This window comes from Actinacidiphila polyblastidii, assembly GCF_036353415.1.
Classification (GTDB): domain Bacteria; phylum Actinomycetota; class Actinomycetes; order Streptomycetales; family Streptomycetaceae; genus Actinacidiphila; species Actinacidiphila polyblastidii.
Genome location: NZ_JAZEWV010000002.1, coordinates 153,840 through 174,972 on the forward strand (window position 1 = coordinate 153,840; position 21,133 = coordinate 174,972).

The following is a 21,133-nucleotide window of genomic DNA, read 5'->3' on the forward strand; positions in this document are numbered from 1 at the left end:
ACCCTGAGATCCCTCGCTCGAACGGGTGACCGACCCCTACGGGATGTCAGCCCGCAGGATTACGCGAATACGCGCCTGGGGGCTGACGCGGGGATGTGGCGTGCACCACTACCGTCGGGCTCGTGACTGTGATCGCTACCGAGAGTCTGAGCAAGCGGTACCCGAGGGTGACCGCTCTGGACCGGCTGACCGTGGACATCACGCCCGGAGTGACCGGGCTGGTGGGGGCCAACGGCGCCGGCAAGTCGACGCTGATCAAGATCCTTCTGGGATTGGCTCCGGCGTCCGAGGGCCGTGCCGCCGTGCTCGGACTCGACGTGGCCACCGACGGCGCCGAGATCCGCGGCCTCGTCGGCTACATGCCCGAGCACGACTGCCTGCCGCCGGACGTGTCGGCCACCGAGTTCGTGGTGCACATGGCCCGGATGTCCGGCCTGCCGCCGACCGCCGCACGCGAGCGGACCGCCGACACACTGCGCCATGTCGGTCTGTACGAGGAGCGGTACCGCCCGATGGGCGGCTACTCCACCGGCATGAAGCAGCGGGTGAAGCTCGCCCAGGCGCTGGTCCACGACCCGAAGCTGGTGCTCCTCGACGAGCCGACCAACGGGCTCGACCCGGCCGGACGGGACGAGATGCTCGGCCTGATCCGGCGCGTCCACACCGACTTCGGCATCTCCGTGCTGGTCACCTCGCACCTGCTCGGCGAGCTGGAGCGGACCAGCGACAACATCGTCGTCATCGACGGCGGCCGGCTGCTGCGCGCCTCCACCACCAGCGAGTTCACGGCGGCGACCGCGTCCCTCGCGGTCGAGGTCACCGACAGCGAGGAGGAGCTGCTGGCGATCCTGACCGCCGCCGGCCTGACCGTGCAGCCCAGCGGCCACTTGCTGCTGGTCGACATAGCGGAGGACGAGACGTACGACCTGGTGCGCAACGCGGTGGCCCAGCTCGGTGTCGGCCTGGTCCGGATGGAGCAGCGCAGGCACCGGATCGCCGAGCTGTTCACGGACGACGACCCCACCACGACCGCCCCGAGCGAGGAAGGAGAAGGCCGTGACGCAGCCTGACGTGGCACCCCTGGCGCCGCCGCCGCCCGGCGACCGGCCGGCGCCCACCGACGTCATCCACAACATCGGCTACCGCAAGTACGAGGGCCCGCGACTCGGCCGGGGGTACGCCCGGGTCTCGCTGTTCAGCCAGAGCCTGCGCGGTGCGTACGGTCTCGGCCGCAGCGCCAAGTCCAAGGTGCTGCCGATGATCCTGCTGGGCGTGATCTGCGCGCCCGCCCTGATCATGGTGGCGGTCGCGGTCTTCACGCACATGGACAAGCTGCCGGTCGCCTACACCCGCTATCCGGTGGTGCTGCAGGCGGTCATCACGCTCTTCGTGGCCTCGCAGGCGCCGCAGTCCGTCTCGCGCGACCTGCGCTTCAAGACGACGCCGCTGTACTTCTCCCGGCCGATAGAGCGCGTCGACTACGTGGCCGCGAAGTACGCCGCACTGGCCACGGCGCTGTTCATGCTGACCGCGCTCCCGCTGCTGATCCTCTACGTCGGGGCGCTGCTGGCGAAGCTCGACTTCACCGACCAGACGGCCGGCTTCGCGAAGGGCCTGCTGTCCGTGCTGCTGCTGTCACTGCTCTTCGCCGGGATCGGCCTGGTCATCTCGGCGGTCACACCCCGCCGGGGCTTCGGCGTCGCGGCGGTCATCGCGCTGTTCGTCATCACCTACGGCGCGGTCTCCAGCGTGCAGGGCGTGGCGTCGGCCCAGGAGAAGTACCACGTCATCGGCTGGCTCGGGCTCTTCTCCCCGATCACGCTGATCGACGGCTTCCAGACCTGGTTCCTCGGCGCCACCTCGGCCTTCCCGGACGCGGCCGGTCCGCCGGACGCCGCCGCGGGCTTCGCGTACCTGCTCGTCATCCTCGTGCTCGTGGCCGGCAGCTTCGGTCTGCTGATGCGCCGTTACCGGAAGGTGGGCCTGTCGTGACGACGATCGGCATCGACAAGGTCTCCCGCTGGTTCGGGAACGTGGTGGCGGTCAACGACATCACCATGACCATCGGACCGGGCGTGACCGGCCTGCTGGGCCCGAACGGCGCCGGCAAGTCGACCCTCATCAACATGATGGCCGGCTTCCTCGCCCCCTCCAGCGGCGCCGTCACCCTCGACGCCACCCCCATCTGGCGCAACGAGCAGGCGTACCGGCAGATCGGCATCGTCCCCGAGCGGGAGGCGATGTACGACTTCCTGACCGCGCGCGAGTTCGTCGAGGCCAACGCCGAGCTGCACGGCCTGCCCGAGCCGGGCGCCGCCGCCCAGCGCGCGCTGGCCACCGTGGAGATGCAGTACGCGCAGGACCGGCGGATCGAGACGTACAGCAAGGGCATGCGGCAGCGCGCCAAGATGGCGTCGGCGCTCGTCCACGAGCCGTCGGTGCTGTTGCTCGACGAGCCGTTCAACGGGATGGACCCGCGGCAGCGGCTGCAGTTGATGGCGCTGCTGCGGCGGATGGGCGCGGAGGGCCGCACCGTGCTGTTCTCCTCGCACATCCTGGAGGAGGTGGAGCAGCTCGCCCACCACATCGAGGTGGTGGTGGCCGGTCGGCACGCGGCGTCCGGCGACTTCCGCAAGATCCGCCGCCTGATGACCGACCGCCCGCACCGCTACCTGGTGCGGTCCAGCGACGACCGCAGGCTGGCGTCGGTGCTCATCGCGCACGCCTCCACCGCCGGCATCGAGCTGGACTGGACGGAGAAGGCGTTGCGGATCCAGGCGATCGACTTCGCGGGGTTCACCGAGTTCCTGCCGCGGATCGCCCGCGACCATGACATCCGGCTGTACGCGGTCTCGCCGTCCGACGAGTCCCTGGAGAGCGTCTTCTCCTACCTGGTCACGGCGTAAAGGAGCGCACCCACCATGACCACCACCGCCGCCGGGCCACGCCCGCAGGCCGCCGGGCCCTCCTCGGGCCCTGCGCTCTTCCACCCGACCGTCGCCCGGCTCACCTACCGCGGCCTGCTGGGCCGCCGCCGCGCGCTGCTGCTGCTCGCCCTGCCGATGCTGCTGCTGATCATCGTCGTCGCGGTCCGCGCGCTTGCCGGGCAGGACGACGGCACCACCGCCGACCTGCTGCGCAGCTTCGCGCTCGCCGCGATGGTGCCGCTGGTCGGTGTCATCGCCGGCACCGGGGCGATCGGCCCGGAGATCGACGACGGCGCGATCGTCTATCTGCTCGCCAAGCCGATCAGGCGCTCCACCATCATCCTGACCAAGCTGGTGGTCGCGATAGCGGTGACCGCCGCGTTCTGCGCGGTCCCGACGCTGATCGCCGGCCTGATCCTGAACGGCAACGGCCAGCGGCTCGCGGTCGCCTTCGCGGTGGCGGCGGCCGTCGCGTCCGTCGCCTACGCGGCGATCTTCCTGATGCTCGGGGTGATCACCCGGCACGCGGTCGTCGTCGGACTGGTCTATGCCCTGGTGTGGGAGGGCGTCGTCGGCAATCTGGTGCCGGGCGCGCGGACCCTCAGCGTGCAGCAGTGGGCGCTGGCGGTGGCGCAGAAGGTCAGCGAGAACTCCACGGTCACCTCGGACGTCTCGCTGCCCACCTCCGTCGTGCTGCTGGTCGTGGCGACGTGCGCCGCCACCTGGTTCGCGGTGCGCAAGCTGAGCACCCTCAAGCTCGCCGGGGAGGAGTAGCCACCCGAACGGCCCCAACGGGACCGCCCGGCCGGCGCGGCGGTCTCGCCCAGCGGTCTCACAGGCGCGCGGTTAAAACTGGACCGTGGCCCAAGACGCCCAGGAGACCTCCCAGCCCGCGCCGGGCAGTGCGCTCTTCCCGGCCGTGCGCCGCCGTCCCACGCCGGCGGACGTGGGGCGGCTCGCCGCCGAGCGGGTGCGCTTGTCGCCGGGCACCCACATATGGCTGCTGATACTCGCGGTCACCAGCGTGATAGCGGAGGGCATGTCGCCGGGGCTGCGCATCGGCGTGCTGCACAGCATCAGCACCAACCTGGTCGAGCTGCACCGTCACCCGATCCGCGTACTGGTGGCCAGTGCCTTCTGGACGGAGCCGCCGTCCGGCTTCTTCTTCTACGCGCTGCTGTTCGAGCTGGTGCACGCCACCGCCGAACGCTGGCTGGGCACCGCCCGCTGGCTGCTGGTCGCGGCCACCGCGCACGTCGGGGCGACGCTGGTCAGCCAGAAGGCGGTGTTCTTCGGCATCCGGGACGACCGGCTGCCCCGCTCGCTCGCCCACACCATCGACATAGGCGTCAGCTACGGTCTGGCCGGCGTGGTCGGCGTCCTGGCCTACCGGGTGCCGCGGCCCTGGCGCTGGGGCTATCTCGCGGTGGTGCTGGCCTTCTTCGCCTCTCCGGTGTTCGACGGCGGCACCTTCACCGACCTCGGCCACCTCTCCGCGGTGCTGATCGGCCTGTGCTGCTACGCGGTCACTCCGCCGACGCCGACGCGGGCGGCGCCGGCCTCGGCGTCGACGCGTTCGGCGGCAGCGCGAAGAGCCGGCGGAGGACCAGCGCGATGCCGTCCTCGTCGTTGGAGGCGGTGATCTCGTCGGCGACCGCCTTCAGGTCCGGGTGGGCGTTGGCCATCGCCACGCCGTGCCCGGCCCAGGCGAACATCGGCACGTCGTTGGGCATGTCGCCGAAGGCGACGGTCTGCTGCGGGGTGACGCCGAGCCGCCGCGCGGCGAGCGCGAGCCCGGTCGCCTTGGTCAGCCCGAGCGGCAGTAGCTCCACGATGCCCGCGCCCGCCATGACCACGCCCACCAGGTCGCCGGCCGCCGCCTGCGCCGCGGCGGCCAGGCCGTCGTCGCCGAGGCCGCCGGGGTGCTGGATGTAGAGCTTGTTGATCGGCTGGGCCCACAGCTCGGTGGTGTCCTTCATGTGGATCACCGGCAGCTCGGGGTGGTAGACGTACCCCTCGCCGATCAGCACCTCGCCGCTGAGGCCGTCACGGCTGGCGGCCACCGCGACCCGGCCGACCTCGGCCTCGATCTTCGCCAGCGCCAGCCCGGCGAGCCGCCGGTCGAGGGTCACGGAGGTGAGCAGCCGGTGCGCGCCGGCGTCGTACAGCTGCGCGCCCTGCCCGCAGACGGCGAGCCCGCGGTAGCCGAGGTCGTCCAGGACGTGCCGGGTCCACGGCACCGAGCGTCCGGTGACCACGATGTGCGCGGCGCCCGCCGCCTCCACGGCGGCGAGCGTGTCACGCGACGCAGGCGAGACGGTGTTGTCGCTGCGCAGCAGCGTGCCGTCCAGGTCGGTCGCGACCATCCGGTACGGCAGCGGCGCCGCGCCCGTCACTTGGCGGCGGCCCGGGTCGGGGTGGCGACCGGCTCCAGCACCTCGCGGCCGCCGAGGTAGGGGCGGAGCACTTCGGGGACGCGGACGGAGCCGTCGGCCTGCTGGTGGTTCTCCAGGATCGCGACGATGGTCCTGGGCACCGCGCACAGCGTGCCGTTGAGGGTGTGCAGCGGGCGGGTGCCGGCGGTGTCGCGCATCCGGATGTTGAGGCGGCGGGCCTGGAAGCCGGTGGTGTTGGAGGTCGACGTCAGCTCGCGGTACTTGCCCTGCGTCGGGATCCACGCCTCGCAGTCGAACTTGCGCGAGGCCGAGGAGCCGAGGTCGCCGGAGGCCAGCTCGATCACCTGGAACGGCAGGCCCAGCGAGCCGAGCCACTGCTTCTCCCAGGCCAGCAGCCGCTGGTGCTCGGCCTCGGACTCCTCCGGGGTGGTGTAGACGAACATCTCCACCTTCTCGAACTGGTGGACCCGGAAGATGCCGCGGGTGTCCTTGCCGTACGAGCCCGCCTCGCGCCGGTAGCAGGACGAGTAGCCGGCGTAGCGCAGCGGCAGCTTGCCCGCGTCGATGATCTCGTCCATGTGGTAGGCGGCGAGCGGCACCTCGGAGGTGCCGACCAGGTACAGGTCGTCGTCGGCGAGGTGGTAGACGTCGTCGGCGACCTGGCCGAGGTAGCCGGTGCCGGCCATGGCGGCGGGCTTGACCAGGTTCGGGGTGAGGACCGGGGTGAAGCCGGCCTCGGTGGCCTGCGCGATGGCGGCGTTGACCAGGGCCAGCTCCAGCAGGGCGCCGACGCCGGTCAGGAAGTAGAAGCGGGAGCCGGACACCTTGGCGCCGCGCTCGGTGTCGATGGCGCCGAGCAGCTCGCCGAGCTCCAGGTGGTCCCGGGGGGTGAACCCCTCGGCCGCGAAGTCGCGCGGGTCGCCGTGCTGTTCGAGGACGACGAAGTCCTCCTCGCCGCCGACCGGGACGTCGGGGTGGATCACGTTGCCCAGCCGGAGCAGCAGCTGCTGGGCCTGCTCGGCGGCCTCGTGCTGCTCGGCGTCCGCGGCCTTGACCGCCTCGGCCAGCTCCTTGGTGCGGGTGAGGAGCTTCGCCTTCTCGTCGCCCTGCGCCTTGGGGATCAGCTTGCCCAGCTGCTTCTGCTCGGCGCGCAGCTCGTCGAAGCGGGTACTGGAGGACCTGCGCCGCTCGTCGGCGGAGAGGAGGGAGTCGACGAGGGCGACGTCCTCTCCTCGGGCGCGCTGCGACGCGCGCACACGGTCGGGGTCCTCACGGAGCAGGCGAAGGTCAATCACGGGACCAGGCTACCGGGGTGAGGGTGGCCGCCGCGACAACTTAAGGGCGTAATGAAGGGCTATGTCCCCTTCGCTGGAAAGGCGAGAAACGTCCGTAAGGTCCGCCTAAAAGCACTCGTCGGCGCTATTCGCCCGATCCCTCCCCGGAACCCTTCCGGCCTGTGGAGAACCGGAGTTGATCACGCTCCCGGCGCCGCTGGGAGGCGGTTCCCCCGCGAGTTATCCACAGGCGGGCGAAAGATTTCCGCACCTTGTCCACAGGGTGTGGGGAAGATCTGTGGAGAAGGGCGGTGATCATTTCCCCGGGCCGGTGTTCGGCTATGGATTCCCCAGCCAAACCCACCCCACACTCTCTTTGGAGTGAGAAGTCTTCCCCCGCAAGGATTCATCGGGGGAATTGGGGTGACGCGCGGTGGCCTGGGCTGCTCTGGTCCTGCCTGCTCCCTCTGTGCCCATTTGTCGACTAGGTCCGGTTCGCTTGTCGACATGTCCGCAAGTTACCCACAGCCCACGCCGCGACCCTGTGGATAACCCGGTGGATAACCTGTCAGCCGCGCCCGTCGAGCGTCCGGTTCAGCCAGTCCACTGCCTCGCTGAACTCGTCGTCCGCCGCGCCGCGGGCCACCGCCGGCGCCACCTCGTCGGCCCGGGGATACGACCCGAGAAATCGTACATTCAGACAGCGGCGCCGCAGACCCATCAGCGTCTCGCCGACCCGCCGCTCACTGAGATGACCCTCGCAGTCGACCGAGAAGCAGTACTGCCCGAGGCCCTGGCCGGTCGGGCGCGACTCGATCCGCATCAGGTTGACCCCGCGGATCGCGAACTCCTGGAGCAGGTCGAGCAGCGCGCCCGGATGGTCGTCGCGCAGCCAGAACACCGCGGACGTCTTGTCCGCGCCGGTCGGCGCGGCCAGCCGGGCCGGCTTGCCGGCCAGGACGAAGCGCGTGGTGGCGTTCTGGGCGTCGCGGATATCGGTGGCCAGCGCCTCGAGACCGTACGTCGGCGCCGCGAACTCGCCCGCGAAGGCGCCGTCGAAACGGCCCTCCTGGACCAGCCGCGCGCCGTCCGCGTTCGACGCCGCCGACTCCCACTGCGCGTCCGGCAGGTGGCCGGCCATCCAGTTGCGCACCTGCACCTGCGCGGCCGGGTGACCCGTCACCGTCTTCACGCCGGACAGCTCCGTACCGGGCCTGACCAGCAGCGCGAAGGCGATCGGCAGCAGCACCTCGCGGTAGATCATCAGCGGCCCGCCGAAGGCCAGCTGGTCGAGGGTGGCGGTGATGCCGCCCTCCACCGAGTTCTCGATCGGCACCAGCGCGCCGCCCGCCTCGCCGCTCCGCACCGCGTCGAGCGCCGCCGGCACCGACACCATCGGGACCAGTTCGCGGGTGGCGGCCTCCGGCAGCGAACGCAGCGCCGCCTCGGTGAAGGTGCCCTCAGGTCCCAGATACGTGTAGCGACTCGCCGGAGACATACGGTCAGCCTAACGGCCCCGGTGCGCCCGCCCGTACGCGTTCCGTGAGCCCGCCGCCGCGCGGGCTCAGCCCTCCAGCAGCCGCTGCCCCACGTACTCCCCCGGCCCCGCGCCGCCCGGCACCGCGAACAGCCCGCTCGCCTCGTGCCGCAGGAACCGCGACAGCCCGTCGCCGCCGTCGAGCTTGCGCTGCACCGGCACGAAGCCGCGCATCGGATCGGCCTGCCAGGCCACGAAGAGCAGCCCCGCGTCCGGCGCGCCGTCCTCGCCGATGCCGTCGTGGTACGAGAACGCCCGCCGCAGCATGGTCGCGCCGCTGTTGGACGCGGGCGCGGCGACCCGGATGTGCGCGTCGCCGGCGATCGCGAGGGAGCCGTGCACGAAGGCGTCCAGGTCCACCGCGGTCGTCTCGGTCCCGCCGGACAGCGGCGCCCCGTCGGACTTGCGCCGGCCGATCACCCTCTCCTGCGCGGTCACCGACAGGTGGTCCCACGAGTCCAGCAGCATCCGGATCCGCCGGACCACCGCGTACGACCCGCCCGCCATCCAGGCCGGCGAGCCGGACGACGGCGCACCCGAGGCGGGCACGAAGACCTTGCGGGCGAAGTCCGGCTGGGACGGCCGGGGGTTGTTGGTGCCGTCGATCTGGCCCATCAGATTGCGGCCGGTCATCGGCGCGGGGGTGGCGCCCGGCGTCCGGTTGAAGCCGTTCATCTGCCAGCGCACGCCGGCCGCGTCGCGGGCCGCCTTCTGGATCACCCGCAGCGCGTGGAAGGCGACCAGCGCGTCGTCGGCGCCGATCTGCACCCACAGGTCGCCGTCGCTGCGCCGCGGATCGAGCGCGTCGGACGGGAAGTCCGGCAGCGGCGCGAGCGCCGCCGGCAGCTGCGCGGTCAGCCCGGTACGGGTGAAGAAGCCGCGGCCGAAGCCGAAGGTGACCGTCAGCGAGGACGGCCCCGCGTCGCCGGCCACCTGGTCGTCGTAGCCGGCCGGGGTCGAGGGGTGTCCGGCCGCGGTCATCGCCCGTACCGCGTCCGACCAGCGCCGCAGCAGGGCGGCGGCGGCGGCGCGGTCGGCGCCGGCCGCCAGGTCGAAGGCGACCAGGTGGCCGCGGGCCTGCGTGGGCTCCACGATGCCGGCCTGGTGCGCGCCCTCGAACGGGATGTGCCCGGTGCCGATGCCGGTCAGCGGCGCCGGCCGGTCCTGCGCGGCGACGGCGATGCCGCTGCCCGCGGCGCCGCCGGCGACCAGCCCCGCGGCGCCGGCCGCGCCCGCCGTGCCGAGCAGCCGCCGCCGGGTGACGCCCGCCGCGGCGGGGGCGGCGGAGCCCGCGGAAGCGGCGGTGCCGGCCGAAGCGGTGCTGTCGGTGGTGTCGTTGCTGGTGCTCACGGAGTGACCTTCACGTTCCTGATCTCCGTCACCTCGTCGATGTCCGAGGTGCGGACGGTTACGGACAGCTGCCAGGTGCCCGCCAGCGGCAGCCGGACGGCGCTCGCCGTCCAGGCGCCGGCGCCGGTGCGGTGCACGGTGACCGGGATCGGCCCGAGGTGCTGCGCGGTCAGCGTGAACGCCATCCGCACCTCGGGCACGTCCACCGGCTTGCCGTCAGGGCCGGTCAGCAGCAGGCGGATCGCGTTCGGCGCCGACGCGGCGGCCGGGGAGAGCGTGAAGGCGGCCGTGCCCTTGCCCCGGGGACCGCCGGTGTCGTACGGGATGTCCAGCGCGATCCGCGCGGGCGCTCCGGTGCCGGAGGAGGACGACGGAGCCGAGCCGGGCGAGGTGGAGGAGGACGGCGGCGCGTCCGCGAGGCCCTTCTGCTCCTCGGCGGCGCGGCCCGGCTGCGAGCCGGACAGGATCGTGGTCACCCCGAGCAGCACCGCGGCGATCGCGGCCTCGGCGAGCACCGAGCGGCGCAGCGCGCCGCGCGACGGGTCCCCGTCGCGGCTCCTGCGGACCTGCGCGGCGCTCCGGGCGGCCTGCTGGCGGCGCAGTTGGGCGGCCCGCGCGGGGTCGGGCACCGAGGGCCCCGAGGCCGCGGGTGACGGGGGGTCAGCCGGTTCGCCGCCGGGGGCCGGCCGCGCGGTGTCCGTGCCGGCGCCGTCCGCCGCGGCCTGCGGGCCCGCGCCGTCGGTGTCCTGGGCGTCCACCGCGGCCGACGCCTCGGCGGCCGCGCCCGCGGTCACGCCCACCGCCGACGTGGCCGGCGTCGCCGGCGTGCGCACCGCCTTCGCCGTGCGCGGGCCGGCCAGCGGCGCTGACGCCGCCGCCGGTGCCGACGCCGCCCGTGCCCGCCCCAGCGACGCGGTCCAGCGGCGCGAGAACCACGCCACCGCCACCAGCGCGCACACCAGGCCGATCTTGATCAGCAGCAGCCGCCCGTACGAGGTGCCGGTGAAGGCGCGCCAGCTGCCCATCTGGCGCCACGCCTGGTAGATGCCGGTGCTGATCAGCAGGGTGATCGCGGTCAGCGCCATCGCGGAGAAGCGGCGTACCGCGAAGGCCGGCACCGGGCGGGCCGCCATCGACGGCGCCCACAGGGCGGTGAGCAGGGCGATCAGGCCGCCCAGCCAGACCGCCATGGACAGCAGGTGGACGATGTCGATCGGCATCGCGATCTGGTGCTGGATCCCCACCGAGGCGTGCTCGGCCATCGCCCAGGTGGCGGCGATGCCCACCGCGACGACCGTGCCGCCGATGCCCAGGCCCCAGGCGAGATCGGCGCGTTCGGCCGGGTCCTCGCGCTTGGCGTAGCTGCCGAAGAGCACCGCGAGGAAGACCGCCGCCGCGGCGAGCAGCAGCAGCCGGGAGAGCAGCGCCGCCCCCGGCCGGGTCTCCAGCTGGTCGCGGATCACGTTCAGATCGACGATCTGGCCGGGGCCGCCGCCGGTGACGTAGGGCCCGCGGAGCATCAGCAGCGCGATGGTGGCCAGCACCAGCGCGACCCAGCCGGTGGCCGCGATCCGCTGCATCGGCCGCAGCAGCGCGCCGCGCGGCCAGCACACGCCGAGGAAGACCGAAGCGCCCACCAGCAGCGCGAACCCGCCGTAGGCGACGTAGCGGCCGACCCCGTAGAGGGTGGCGGCGGGACCGCCGCCGGAGGCCACCGACGACGGGTCGACGCTGGTCTTGGAGGGCGCGCCGATCGAGAAGGTGAACGCACCCGCGACCGGGTGGCTGTCCTGCGAGATGGCCCGCCAGGCCACGGTGTACGTGCCGTTGCCCAGCCCGGCCCGCAGCGGGACGGTCGCGGTGGACCCGGAGTCGGGGCCGTCCGCGTGGCCCGGTGCGCCCGCGGCGACGTCGGTGCCGTGCGGGTCGAGGACCCGCAGCGAGTCGTCGGAGAGCAGCACCCCTTCGGAGAAGGTGAGCACCACCCGCTGCGGCGCCGTCGCCACGACCGAACCGTCGGCCGGGTCGGTGTGGATCAGCGCCGCGTGCGCCGACGCCGGCACCGCCGTCCCCAGCACCAGCGCCAGCAGCAGCACCGCGAGCGCGACGCCCCGCCGGACCACCGACCCCGTCGGCGCGGACGGCGAAGGTGCCGGCGACACGCGCGCGGGCGCGGACCGGGGTGGGGACGCGGGTACGTACGGCCGTGGGTTCATCGCTCGATTCAGCCCTTCGGTGTGTACGTCGTCGGGCGCACCGGGACGGTGACCGACATCGTGGCGGGCGTGGCATGGTCGAAGTGCAGGGTCAGCGTGACCTTGTCGCCGACGGCGGGCCTGCGGACCAGGTTCTCCAGCATGAGGTGGTCGCCGCCGCTGCCCAGTGTCAGGCTGCCGCCCGCGGGGACGGTGAACGACTCGACCTGCCGCATCGTCGTGCCGACCGTGGTGTGCAGCGTGACGTGGGCCGCCAGCGGCGTGGTCACCGAGGTCAGCCGGGCCGCGGTGCCGCCGGAGTTGGTCACCGTGAAGTACCCGGCGGCCATGTCGGTGAGCAGCGGCCGGGGTATGTACGCGCCGCTGACCGCCAGCCGGGCAGGACCGCGCAGGGTGGCCGCCGCGTCGGAGGCTCCGGAGGCTCCGGACGTCCCGGCGCCGCAGCCTGCCAGCAGGACGGCGCAGGTCGCGGCCACCGCGACCGCCCCGAGCGCGCCGCCGGTCAGCGCGACCGCCGCGCTCGGCCGCCTCACGGGGCCTCACTCCTGATGATCCGCGGCAGGTCGTGCTGGTACTGCTCGGCGGTGGTGCCGGACATGTACAGCACGTGCGCCTTGTCGTCCTTCGGCCAGAAGGCCAGCACCTCGGCGCCGTGCTCGACGGTGACGCTGCCGTCCTTCTCCTCGACCGGCGGGGAGATGCCGACGCCGACCGACCGCGCGGCGGCCTGGATGGCGCTGAACTTCCCGGTCAGGCCGATGAAGCTCTTGTCCATCGCGCCGAGCCACGCGGTGAGCCGGGCCGGGGTGTCGCGGGTGGGGTCGGAGCTGACGAAGACCACGCGCAGCGCGGCCTGGTCGGCTGCCGGCAGCTTGGCCTTGGCGAGCGCGATGTCGCTCATCGTGGTGGGGCAGACGTCGGGGCAGTGCGTGTAGCCGAAGTAGAGCAGCACCGGATGGCCCGCGGTCTGCCTGGCCAGGTCGTACGGCTTGCCGTGGTTGTCGGTCAGCACGACGTCCGGCTTGGCGAACGGCGTGTCCAGCACGGTGCCGGCCTGCCGGGCCGGGCCGGACACCTGGGCCGCCGCGTTGCCGGCGTCCGAGCCGCCGTCGGAGCCCGAACCGGAGCCGCCGGAACCGCAGCCGGTCAGCACGAGGGCGCAGGCGGCGGTCAGCGCGGCGGCGCCGAGCTTGGCGGCGCGGGTGGTGCGGGGCTTGAAGGTGGTGCGCATGAAGGTCCTCTTCACATGGGCGGTGCTGTGCGGTGCTCTGCTGCGGGGATACGGGGTGCGGGGCGGTCCGGAGAGCCGGGCCGCCCCGCCGTGCGGATCAGGCCGAGGCGTCGCCGCGGCGCCGGCCCGCGAACACGCCGAAGCCCACGCCGATGACGCCGACCACGATCCCGGCCACGCCCAGCGCGCGGGCGGTCCCGTCGCTGGTGTCGCCGGAGGACGCGGTGGCGGCGGTCTGCTTGCCGGTCGTGTCGGCGGCGGGCGCGCCGGCCGCGCTGCCGGTGGCGGTGGCGGTGGGCGCGCCGCCCTCGGGCGCGGCCGCGGTCAGCCGGAGCGTCGGCGCCGGGTGCTCCGGCTCGGCCTGGCCCGCCTGCGCGAGGTCGATCCAGCGCACGATGTCGCCGTTGCTGTAGGTCTGCAGTGCCTTGAAGGGCAGCGAGTCCGCGTCGTCGGGCAGCGGCCCGAAGGAGACCGGGAACTGCTGGAACTGCCCCGGCGCGATCTTCCCGCCGGACCAGGTGATCCTGGTGACCGCCTCGTCGACGGTGCCGTCGTCCGTCTTCAGCGGTGTCGTCAGCTTGGACTTGGTGACCTGTGCGGTCCAGCCCGGGACCGGCTGCAGCGAGACGGACGCGATCGGGTGGTCGACGGGCAGGTTCACTTCGACCTTGATCGTCGAGGCGCTGTCCTCCTCGTTCGGCACCTTGAAGGACACCGTGCTGTAGCTGCCCTTGGCGGCGCTGCCGGGCTGCACGGTGACGTGGGCGAAGGCCGGCACGGCGGCCAGCAGCACGGCGGAGCCGGCGAGCGCCGCGACGGTCGCGGCCCGCCCGGTCCGCCGCGGCGCGCGGGACGCGCCGGGAGCGCCGGAGACACCGGGGGCACCCGGGACGGCGGGGGCGCCGGACGGGCTCGGCAGGCTGGAGGTGCTGGGCATACGGAAGCTGCTCATGGCAGAGGTCGTCTCCACGGTGAGAGGTGGATGAGGCGAGGGCGTGCCGCCCGCCGTCGGCCGGTCTCGGCCGGCCGGTCGCGGGCGCGGGCACGGCGGGCCCTGCGCCGTCACCTCCACCGCCTGGTCACGAGGAGCAGGCAAGGGCGGGGAGCAGACCGCGCGTCAGACCGCCGCGGCCAGGAGCGGCGGCCCTCGCCTGGCCAGACTGTGCCGCAGCCGGACGGTGCGCGGCCGGGCCGCGGGAGCGTCCGCGGCGCGGCGGGCGCGCACCCGGGCGCAGGGGGCCGTGCCGGCCAGCGCGGCCAGCAGGGCGCGGGCGCGCCGCAGCACGGCGGGGGAGAAGGCGGCGAGTCCGGCGGCGCCGCGCACCGACAGCGCGACCAGCCGCCACAGGGCGGCCTCGCCGCGCCGCAGCAGCCAGCCCGCGACCAGCGCGGCGAGCAGGTGCCCGAGCAGCATCGGCAGCGTGCACATCCCCAGCAGCACGCCCGGGTTCCAGGCCGTGCCGGCCCCGCCGCCCGCGCCCGCGCCGACCCCGCCCGAGCCGATCGCGCCGGTCGCCGAGGCCCCCGACGCCATGTGCATGGCCGCCATGGACGGCATCGACGACGTCGACGGCATCGACGGCATCGACGGCATGGAGGTCATGGCCGGCGTCGACGACATCGCGCCGATGCCGGCGCGGGCCAGCACCTCCCGCGCGGCCTGCGGGGTGAGCGCACCGTGCGCGGCGCTGCCGCACACCAGCCGGGCGGCGACCGCGAGCAGTCCGCCGTCGGTGCCGGTGCCGGCGCCCGTGGCACGCGCGGTGCCCACGCTGCCGCACATCTGCCCGGTCCCGAACACCACGTGCAGGGTGACCTGGCCGGCCGCGAGCAGCGACGCGATCCCCGGCAGCGTGCGTTCCCGTCCCGCCAGCGGAGCGGTGAACGCGAACACCCCGAGCCAGCCCAGCAGCAGGGACCACACCGGCACCGTACGGCCGGAGGCCAGCTCGTGTCCGAGGGCGGCCAGCACGACGCAGACCGCGGCGAAGACCGCGGCCCTGAGCAGTCGCATGCCCGCGCCTGCGCGGCGCACGGCGGTGGCGGGGGAGGCCATGACGGCGGTCAGTCTCTCACCACGCGCCCCAGCGGGAAACAGTGGGTGCCCGGCTCGCGCCGGTGTGCGTCAGTTCGTACGCGCACCGGCCGCATACACCCGTCCGCCGCGTCCTCGCGTCGGCCGAATGAGCGGTATCACGTCAACACCACGCTTACGGAGTGCTCTTCGCGGCAATACGTAACCGTATGTCGAGCCGCAGCCAGGAGGCTGGAGCATGAGCATCTGGTGGTCCCTCCATTTGCGGCGCGAGGCTGCGAGCGTTCCGCTCGCCAGGAGACTGCTCCTCGGGACGATGGAGACCGCCGGGGTCGACCCCGACATCTCCTTCGACCTGTCCGTCGCCCTCTCCGAGGCGTGCGCCAACGCCGTCGAACACGCCGGCTCCGCCACCGGTTACAGCGTCACCGCGCAGATCGACGGCGACTGCTGCCATATCGAAGTGGCCGACTCCGGGCCGGGTCTTCCCCGCGACCGCTTCCGACGTCCGCTCCGGCCGCTGACCCCTCGGGGCCGGCAGGCCGAGCACGGGCGCGGGCTCTTCCTGATCGAGGCGCTCGTCGACCACGTCCACTTCCACGACAGGCCGGGGCAGGGCACGGTGGTGGCGTTCGACAAGGTGCTCAAGTGGCGTGACGGCGCGCTGCTGAAGGCGTCGTAGCGGCCCACAGGCCCACCGCCCGCCGGCGCTCCGCGCGACGCGGCCCGCGACCGGGCGCCGAGGGGCGCGCCGGCTGCGGGCCGCGGGCGGGTCAGCCGCGCAGGCCGGCCATCCACGCCTCGACCTCGTCGGCCTGCCGCGGCAGCCCGGCGGACAGGTTCCGGTTGCCGTCCGCGGTGACGAGGATGTCGTCCTCGATCCGCACGCCGATGCCGCGGTACTCCTCGGGCACCGTCAGGTCGTCCGCCTGGAAGTACAGGCCGGGCTCCACGGTGAGCACCATGCCGGGCTCCAGCGTGCAGTCCACGTACGCCTCGGTGCGCGCCTGCGCGCAGTCGTGCACGTCGAGGCCGAGCATGTGGCCGGTGCCGTGGAGGGTCCAGCGGCGCTGCAGGGCGAGTTCGAGCACCCGCTCGGCCGGGCCCTCCAGCAGTCCCCACTCGACCAGCTTCTCGGCGAGCACCCGCTGCGACGCCTCGTGGAAGTCGCGGTAGGCCGCGCCCGGCTTGACCGCGTCGATGCCGGCCTGCTGCGAGGCGTACACGGCGTCGTAGATCTTCCGCTGAAGCGGCGAGAAGCGGCCGTTGATCGGCAGGGTGCGGGTGACGTCGGCGGTGTAGAGGGTGTCGGTCTCCACGCCCGCGTCCAGCAGCAGCAGTTCGCCGGAGCGGACCGGGCCGTCGTTGCGCACCCAGTGCAGGGTGGTGGCGTGCGGTCCCGCCGCGCAGATGGAGCCGTAGCCGACGTCGTTGCCCTCGACCCGGGCACGCAGGAAGAACGTTCCCTCGATCCAGCGCTCGGAGGTGGCCTCGGCCTTGTCGAGGACCTTCACGACGTCCTCGAAGCCGCGTGCCGTGGAGTCGCACGCCTTCTGCAGCTCGCCGATCTCGAACGCGTCCTTGACCAGGCGCAGTTCGGAGAGGAAGACCTTCAGCTCGGCGTCCCGCTCGGCGGTCACCTTGTCGGTGAGCGCCGCCTCGATCCGCGCGTCGTGGCCGCGCACCACGCGCACCGGGCCAGTGGCCTCGCGCAGCTCGTCGGCGATCTTGCGCACGTCGCGGCAGGGCAGCCCGAGCAGCTGCTCGGCCTCGCTGAGGCTGTTGCGGCGGCCGACCCACAGCTCGCCCTGGCCGGAGAGCCAGAACTCGCCGTTCTCCCGGTCCGAGCGCGGCAGCAGGTACGCGGTCGCCTCGTGGCCCCCCGCGGCGAGCGGCTCCAGCACCAGCACCGCGTCCTCGGTCTGGTCGCCGGTCAGGTGCACGTACTCGGTGGAGGCGCGGAAGGGGTAGTCGGTGTCGTTCGAGCGGGTGCGCAGGTTGCCCGCGGGCACCACGAGGCGCTCGCCGGGGAAGCGCGCGGAGAGCGCCGCGCGCCGGGTGGCGGTGTGCGCCGCCTGGGCGATCGGCTCCAGGCCGCGCCGCTCGGTGTCGGCCCAGCCGCTCTTCATGACGGCGGACAGCTCGTCGGAGACGGCCGGGTACAGGCCGTTCTTGCGCTGCTTGATCGGCTTGCCCTCGGCCGTCTCCTCAACGCCGTCCTCACCGCCGTGCGCACCGCTCGTCTCCTCGCCCGTCCGGGCGCTGTCCTCAGCGGCGGCCGCGTCCCCGGCTGCTTCCCGTTCCCGCGGCGCCTGCGCTGTCGCGTGCTCCGCCGTCCCGACCCGCGTCGCGACCTGGTTGTCGTCGGCCTCCGCCACGTCCTGCCTCCTCCGGATGAACCTTTCGTCCCATCGTATGTGCGCGTCCGGAGGAGGGAAGACGGCGCCGGCGGCGGCCTCGGCGGCAGCGGCCTCGGCGGCGGCCGGCGCGACGCGGCGCCGTCAGTCGAAGCGGGCGACGAGCAGCACGAGGTCCTCGGCGCCGTCGGAGGCGTCGAGCCCGTCGGGCAGCAGGGTGTTCAGGATGTGGTCGGCGAGCCGCTCGGGATCGTCCCGCACGCCCCGCGGCGCCTTCTGCCCGGCGGCGTGCAGCCGGGCGAAGGCCCGGTCGGTGGAGTCGCCGGTCCTGTGCAGCAGCCCGTCGGTGTAGAGCAGCAGGCTGTCGCCCGCGTGCACGGTCAGCTCCACGCTCGGCGCCTCCCAGCAGCTGAGCATGTTCAGCGGCGCGGACAGCGAGGTCTCCACGTACGCGCAGCGCCGGTCGCCGACGACGAGCGGCGGGCACTGCCCGGCCCCCGCGAGCGTCACCGTGCGGCCGGCCGGCGCCGGCGAGCCGGCGGACGCGGCCCGTGCGGCGGGCGCGGCGGGTGCGCCGGTGTAAGCGAAGAGCGCGGTGGCGGAGCGGGCCGGCTCGGTCAGCCGCAGCAGCAGTTCCAGGTCGGAGAGCACGGCGACCGGGTCCTCGCCCTCCATCACCGCGTACGCGCGCAGCGAGGCGCGCAGCCGCCCCATCGCGGCGACCGCGCAGGGCCCGGCGCCGGTGACCCCGCCGACGGCGAGTCCCAGCGCGCCCTCGGGCAGCGGCAGCGCGTCGAACCAGTCGCCGCCGCCGCGCGGGCCCGCCGCGTGCCGGACCGCCATCCGCACGCCGGGCACCCGCGGCAGCCGGGCGGGCAGCAGCTCCGCCGAGAGGGCCGCGGCGGCGCTGCGGGCGCGGGCCAGCGCGAGGCAGCGCGCCAGGTGCTCGGCGGCGTAGCGGAGATAGAGGCCGATCAGCCGGCGCCGGCCCGCGGCGGGCGCGGCGGGCTCGTCGTAGAACCAGACGGCGGTGCCGAGCCGCCCGGCGGTCTCGGAGGTGAGCCGCAGCGCGTAGCTGGCGCCGAGGCCGAGCTGCACGGCGACCTCGCGGTGCCGGGCGGTGAGGCCGGGCCCGTGGCGCAGGTCGCGGTGGACGGTCTCGTCCTGGCCGCCGTCGTCGCCGTAGGGGTGGAACGGGTCGGGGGCGTGCAGCGCGCCGGCGAGCAGCGGGTCGGCGGCGTGGCGGGGGTCCGAGGCGTGGCGGGGGTCAGGGGAGCGGTGCGCGCGCCCGGCGCCGGGTGCGGGCGGGCCGTCGTGGCGGACGGTCTCCAGAGCGCCGAGGTCGCAGTGCGGCAGTCCGAGGCCGACGGTGAGGTCCGGGCCCAGGTCGTCCGCGGGCCGCAGCGCGATCAGGCCGCGGCGCGCCCCGACCAGCGTGGCGCCGGCCTGGAGCACCTCGTGCAGGGCGTCGTCGAGGACGTCGGCGCGGGCCAGGCGCTCGGTGAGTTCGTGCAGCAGGGACAGGTCGCAGACCCAGGAGGCGAGCCGGTCCTGCACGGCCGTCGCATGGTCGGGCGTGCCGCGGGCCGGGAGGATGGCCGAGGGCGGCGTACCGGTGGGGACCGGTGTGGCCAAAGAGGCAGGTGGGACAGGAGAGGCGGCCACCGGTGACCCGGAAGCGGCCGATGAGGCGTCAGTGTGCGCCTGAGTGGAAGGAGGCGGCTCGGTTCCGGCCACTTTTCTGACGTGGGCCGGACTCATGGCTGGGAGCTTCCGGCCAGTGGCCAGCCGGTGGGGCAATCAGCGCTTTTCGTCCGCAGTGCGCGGAGCATCTGCATGAATAGCATCGCAAACCCCCATGTCGTGCTGCGCCGCTATCAAGGAACCCACTTCTACACGCACGGTCGCGGGCATGTCCAGGATTGTCCTGGTAGCGGGAAAGGTGTCGGAGCCTTGCGGCACGGGGTGCCCACACCGTACGTTGGCTTGAAACCGCTACCCCCGGTTCATGCGAGCTGTCGACTGATCCCAGCCAACAGCGCGTCATATCGCGGGTGGTGGGTAGGAACCCGAAGTCCGGCTCAAGCGTCGTAGTACGTGAACAGTTGACGGCCGACCCAACCCCGAGTGGTGAGGGGTGCTGCGCCCGCGAGCGTCGCGGAAGTTCCTGGAAGTGACGCTTGACCAGGGCATCTCTGCAACAGGCGCCATACGGACGCCACCCTCCGCCACGTTCCACGCTCGGCTGGCAGCGTGATGCGCTGCCTCGTATGCGGTGTGCTCCACAGTTACGTTGTGTCATGGGCAGATCCCTGGGCGTTAACGGAAAGGAACGAGCGCTGATGCGCGAGATCCTCGGAAGGCGACGCAAGATCTCAGGCCGGCGGAAGGCGCGTACCGCGTCGCGCGACGCTGCGCTGGCCTACGCCGAGCAGTGGAACTGGCGCGTGGTGCCAGGCGTCGGGCTGGACCGGCGTGGACCAAGACGACCCCACGCGGAACAGGTGTGCGCCTGTCCCCGTGCCAACTGCCCGGTCCCGGGCGCGCATCCGCTCGACCCCGGCCTGATGGCCGCGACCAGCGACCCGCGGATGGTCGGCTGGTGGTGGGCGCAGCGACCCGAGGCGCCGATCGTGCTGGCCACCGGCCACGGCGTGTCCGCGGCCAGCCTGCCCGCCATCGCGGGCGAGCGCGCGCTGGACGTCATCGACCACCTCGGCGTGCGGATCGGCCCGGTGCTCACCACCCCGAGCCGCCACGTCTTCCTCGTCGCGCCCTACTCCCTCGACGAACTGGGCGAACTGCTCGACAGCCAGGACTGGGTGCCGACGTCGCTGCGCTACCACGGCGACGGCGGCTACGTGCCGCTGCCGCAGCTCGGCACGCCCGGTGCGGGCACCGCGGGCGAGGGCGAACTGCGCTGGGTGCGCGAGCCGGTCGCCGAGGACGGCGAGGACGCGCCCTGGCTGCCGCGGATCGGCACGCTGGTGGACGCGCTGGTACGGGCCGGGCGCACCGCGCCCGACAACGATCGCCTGCGGTACTGACCGCAGGGACTCGCGGGCGTACGGACGCACGGATGTGCGGGCGTACGCCCTGACGGACGCACGGCCCTCGGGGACCGGACCGGCCGCGACTCGCGGTGCCGGCCCGGTCGTTGGCGTTCGGGCCGTCGCCGCGTGCGGGAACCGGCGCCGACTCCGGCTCTGTCGAGGTCGCGGTCGAGGTCGCGGGCGGTGCGGACGCGGCAGGCTATGTTCGGAGGTGCCGGGGTCACCGGATCGCCGGCGCCGTTTCCATCGAGCCGCAGGGCGGGCCATGTGAAGCATGTCGAGCGCGTGACGTCTCCGACGTCGGACGACCAGGCCCGGGTGCACGCGCAAGGGCTGCGCCGGGTCGCGGTGGCGAGCGTCGCCGCCCTCGCCGTCGTGCTGCCGCTCGCGGTGGCCACCGCCGGCAGCGGCCACGGCGGCCCGCATCACGGCAACGCCGGCCACAGCGCCACCACCCACGGCGGGGCGGCGGCAGGCGCCGCGTCCGACGACTGAGCCGTATCCGAGGGCAGGGCCGCAACCGAGGGCCGGGCGACCGGTGGGGGCCGGGCGGGCGGCGACCGAGCCGTGTCCGAGGGGCGAGCCGCCGTGGCGAAAACGTCCTGCGTGGCGGCGTCCGGACAGGCGAACGCCCGGTCGCTGACGACGGGGGATGCATCAGCGACCGGGCTGTTTAAACGGTAACAAGACTTCGTCCGATCGCAAATCCGCCGGGGGCGGCGCGGGGCGATTGTCCTGCCCAGACAGGGGAGTTGTG

Annotated in this window: 19 protein-coding genes; 8 read left to right on the forward strand and 11 right to left on the reverse strand. The window is 73.7% G+C overall.

What is annotated here, in order from left to right; genetic code table 11:
• Positions 1–95: 95 nt before the first annotated feature.
• The 5 genes from V2S66_RS03910 to V2S66_RS03930 all read left to right on the forward strand — a co-directional run bounded on the left by V2S66_RS03910 (position 96) and on the right by V2S66_RS03930 (position 4,569).
• Positions 96–1,070 (forward strand): ABC transporter ATP-binding protein, encoded by a 975-nt coding sequence (locus V2S66_RS03910; protein WP_413966277.1) that lies wholly within the window; start codon positions 96–98, stop codon positions 1,068–1,070.
• Position 1,071: 1 nt separating this feature from the next.
• Positions 1,072–1,992 (forward strand): ABC transporter permease subunit, encoded by a 921-nt coding sequence (locus V2S66_RS03915; RefSeq protein WP_413966291.1) that lies wholly within the window; start codon positions 1,072–1,074, stop codon positions 1,990–1,992.
• Positions 1,989–2,906, forward strand: a complete 918-nt coding sequence (locus tag V2S66_RS03920) for an ABC transporter ATP-binding protein (protein ID WP_330793003.1) — start codon at positions 1,989–1,991, stop codon at positions 2,904–2,906. Before V2S66_RS03915 ends, V2S66_RS03920 begins: the two co-directional genes overlap by 4 nt.
• Positions 2,907–2,921: 15 nt before the next feature.
• Complete coding sequence (locus tag V2S66_RS03925; protein WP_330793004.1) at positions 2,922–3,701, forward strand: ABC transporter permease subunit; 780 nt, start codon at positions 2,922–2,924, stop codon at positions 3,699–3,701.
• Between the two features lie 85 nt (positions 3,702–3,786).
• Entirely contained in the window at positions 3,787–4,569 is a 783-nt protein-coding gene (locus V2S66_RS03930; RefSeq protein WP_330793005.1) for a rhomboid-like protein, read from the forward strand.
• On the opposite strand, the gene V2S66_RS03935 is transcribed toward V2S66_RS03930, so the two are convergent.
• From V2S66_RS03935 to V2S66_RS03975, 9 genes are all read right to left on the reverse strand, one after another.
• On the reverse strand, positions 4,454–5,293 hold the full coding sequence (locus V2S66_RS03935; RefSeq protein ID WP_330793006.1) for an HAD family hydrolase: 840 nt from the start codon (positions 5,291–5,293) through the stop codon (positions 4,454–4,456). The two genes, V2S66_RS03930 and V2S66_RS03935, sit on opposite strands and share 116 nt — an antisense overlap.
• A gap of 26 nt (positions 5,294–5,319) precedes the next feature.
• Entirely contained in the window at positions 5,320–6,618 is a 1,299-nt protein-coding gene (serS, locus tag V2S66_RS03940) for a serine--tRNA ligase (RefSeq protein ID WP_330793007.1), read from the reverse strand.
• A 547-nt stretch (positions 6,619–7,165) separates the two neighbouring features.
• Positions 7,166–8,095, reverse strand: coding sequence for a prephenate dehydratase (gene pheA, locus V2S66_RS03945; RefSeq protein ID WP_330793008.1), 930 nt, complete (start codon positions 8,093–8,095; stop codon positions 7,166–7,168).
• A 66-nt stretch (positions 8,096–8,161) separates the two neighbouring features.
• Positions 8,162–9,484, reverse strand: a complete 1,323-nt coding sequence (gene efeB / locus V2S66_RS03950; RefSeq protein ID WP_413966278.1) for an iron uptake transporter deferrochelatase/peroxidase subunit — start codon at positions 9,482–9,484, stop codon at positions 8,162–8,164.
• A complete protein-coding gene (locus V2S66_RS03955; protein ID WP_330793009.1) occupies positions 9,481–11,607 on the reverse strand; it encodes a copper resistance protein CopC in 2,127 nt (708 codons plus the stop codon). Before V2S66_RS03955 ends, efeB begins: the two co-directional genes overlap by 4 nt.
• Before the next feature lie 101 nt (positions 11,608–11,708).
• Positions 11,709–12,233, reverse strand: a complete 525-nt coding sequence (locus V2S66_RS03960; RefSeq protein WP_330793010.1) for a copper chaperone PCu(A)C — start codon at positions 12,231–12,233, stop codon at positions 11,709–11,711.
• Positions 12,230–12,931, reverse strand: a complete 702-nt coding sequence (locus tag V2S66_RS03965) for an SCO family protein (RefSeq protein ID WP_330793011.1) — start codon at positions 12,929–12,931, stop codon at positions 12,230–12,232. The genes V2S66_RS03960 and V2S66_RS03965 overlap by 4 nt, the downstream gene beginning before the upstream one ends.
• 97 nt (positions 12,932–13,028) lie before the next feature.
• Positions 13,029–13,883: a YcnI family copper-binding membrane protein gene (locus V2S66_RS03970; RefSeq protein ID WP_413966279.1), complete on the reverse strand. Its 855-nt coding sequence runs from the start codon at positions 13,881–13,883 to the stop codon at positions 13,029–13,031.
• Between the two features lie 165 nt (positions 13,884–14,048).
• The gene (locus tag V2S66_RS03975; protein ID WP_330793012.1) at positions 14,049–14,987 is read right to left on the reverse strand and encodes a hypothetical protein; all 939 of its coding nucleotides are present in this window, start codon (positions 14,985–14,987) and stop codon (positions 14,049–14,051) included.
• A gap of 217 nt (positions 14,988–15,204) precedes the next feature.
• Between V2S66_RS03975 and V2S66_RS03980 the strand changes: the two genes are divergently transcribed.
• A complete protein-coding gene (locus V2S66_RS03980) occupies positions 15,205–15,648 on the forward strand; it encodes an ATP-binding protein (protein ID WP_330793013.1) in 444 nt (147 codons plus the stop codon).
• Between the two features lie 91 nt (positions 15,649–15,739).
• On the opposite strand, the gene V2S66_RS03985 is transcribed toward V2S66_RS03980, so the two are convergent.
• Together V2S66_RS03985 and V2S66_RS03990 are read right to left on the reverse strand one after the other, a co-directional pair.
• Entirely contained in the window at positions 15,740–17,152 is a 1,413-nt protein-coding gene (locus tag V2S66_RS03985; RefSeq protein ID WP_330793231.1) for an aminopeptidase P family protein, read from the reverse strand.
• A 315-nt stretch (positions 17,153–17,467) separates the two neighbouring features.
• Positions 17,468–19,084 carry a PP2C family protein-serine/threonine phosphatase gene (locus tag V2S66_RS03990; RefSeq protein WP_330793014.1) on the reverse strand — a complete coding sequence of 539 codons (1,617 nt, stop codon included), beginning with the start codon at positions 19,082–19,084 and terminating at the stop codon, positions 17,468–17,470.
• Positions 19,085–19,665: 581 nt separating this feature from the next.
• Between V2S66_RS03990 and V2S66_RS03995 the strand changes: the two genes are divergently transcribed.
• Both V2S66_RS03995 and V2S66_RS04000 read left to right on the forward strand, forming a co-directional pair.
• Complete coding sequence (locus V2S66_RS03995) at positions 19,666–20,370, forward strand: bifunctional DNA primase/polymerase (RefSeq protein ID WP_330793015.1); 705 nt, start codon at positions 19,666–19,668, stop codon at positions 20,368–20,370.
• Between the two features lie 291 nt (positions 20,371–20,661).
• Entirely contained in the window at positions 20,662–20,871 is a 210-nt protein-coding gene (locus V2S66_RS04000; RefSeq protein WP_330793016.1) for a hypothetical protein, read from the forward strand.
• Positions 20,872–21,133 lie beyond the last annotated feature (262 nt).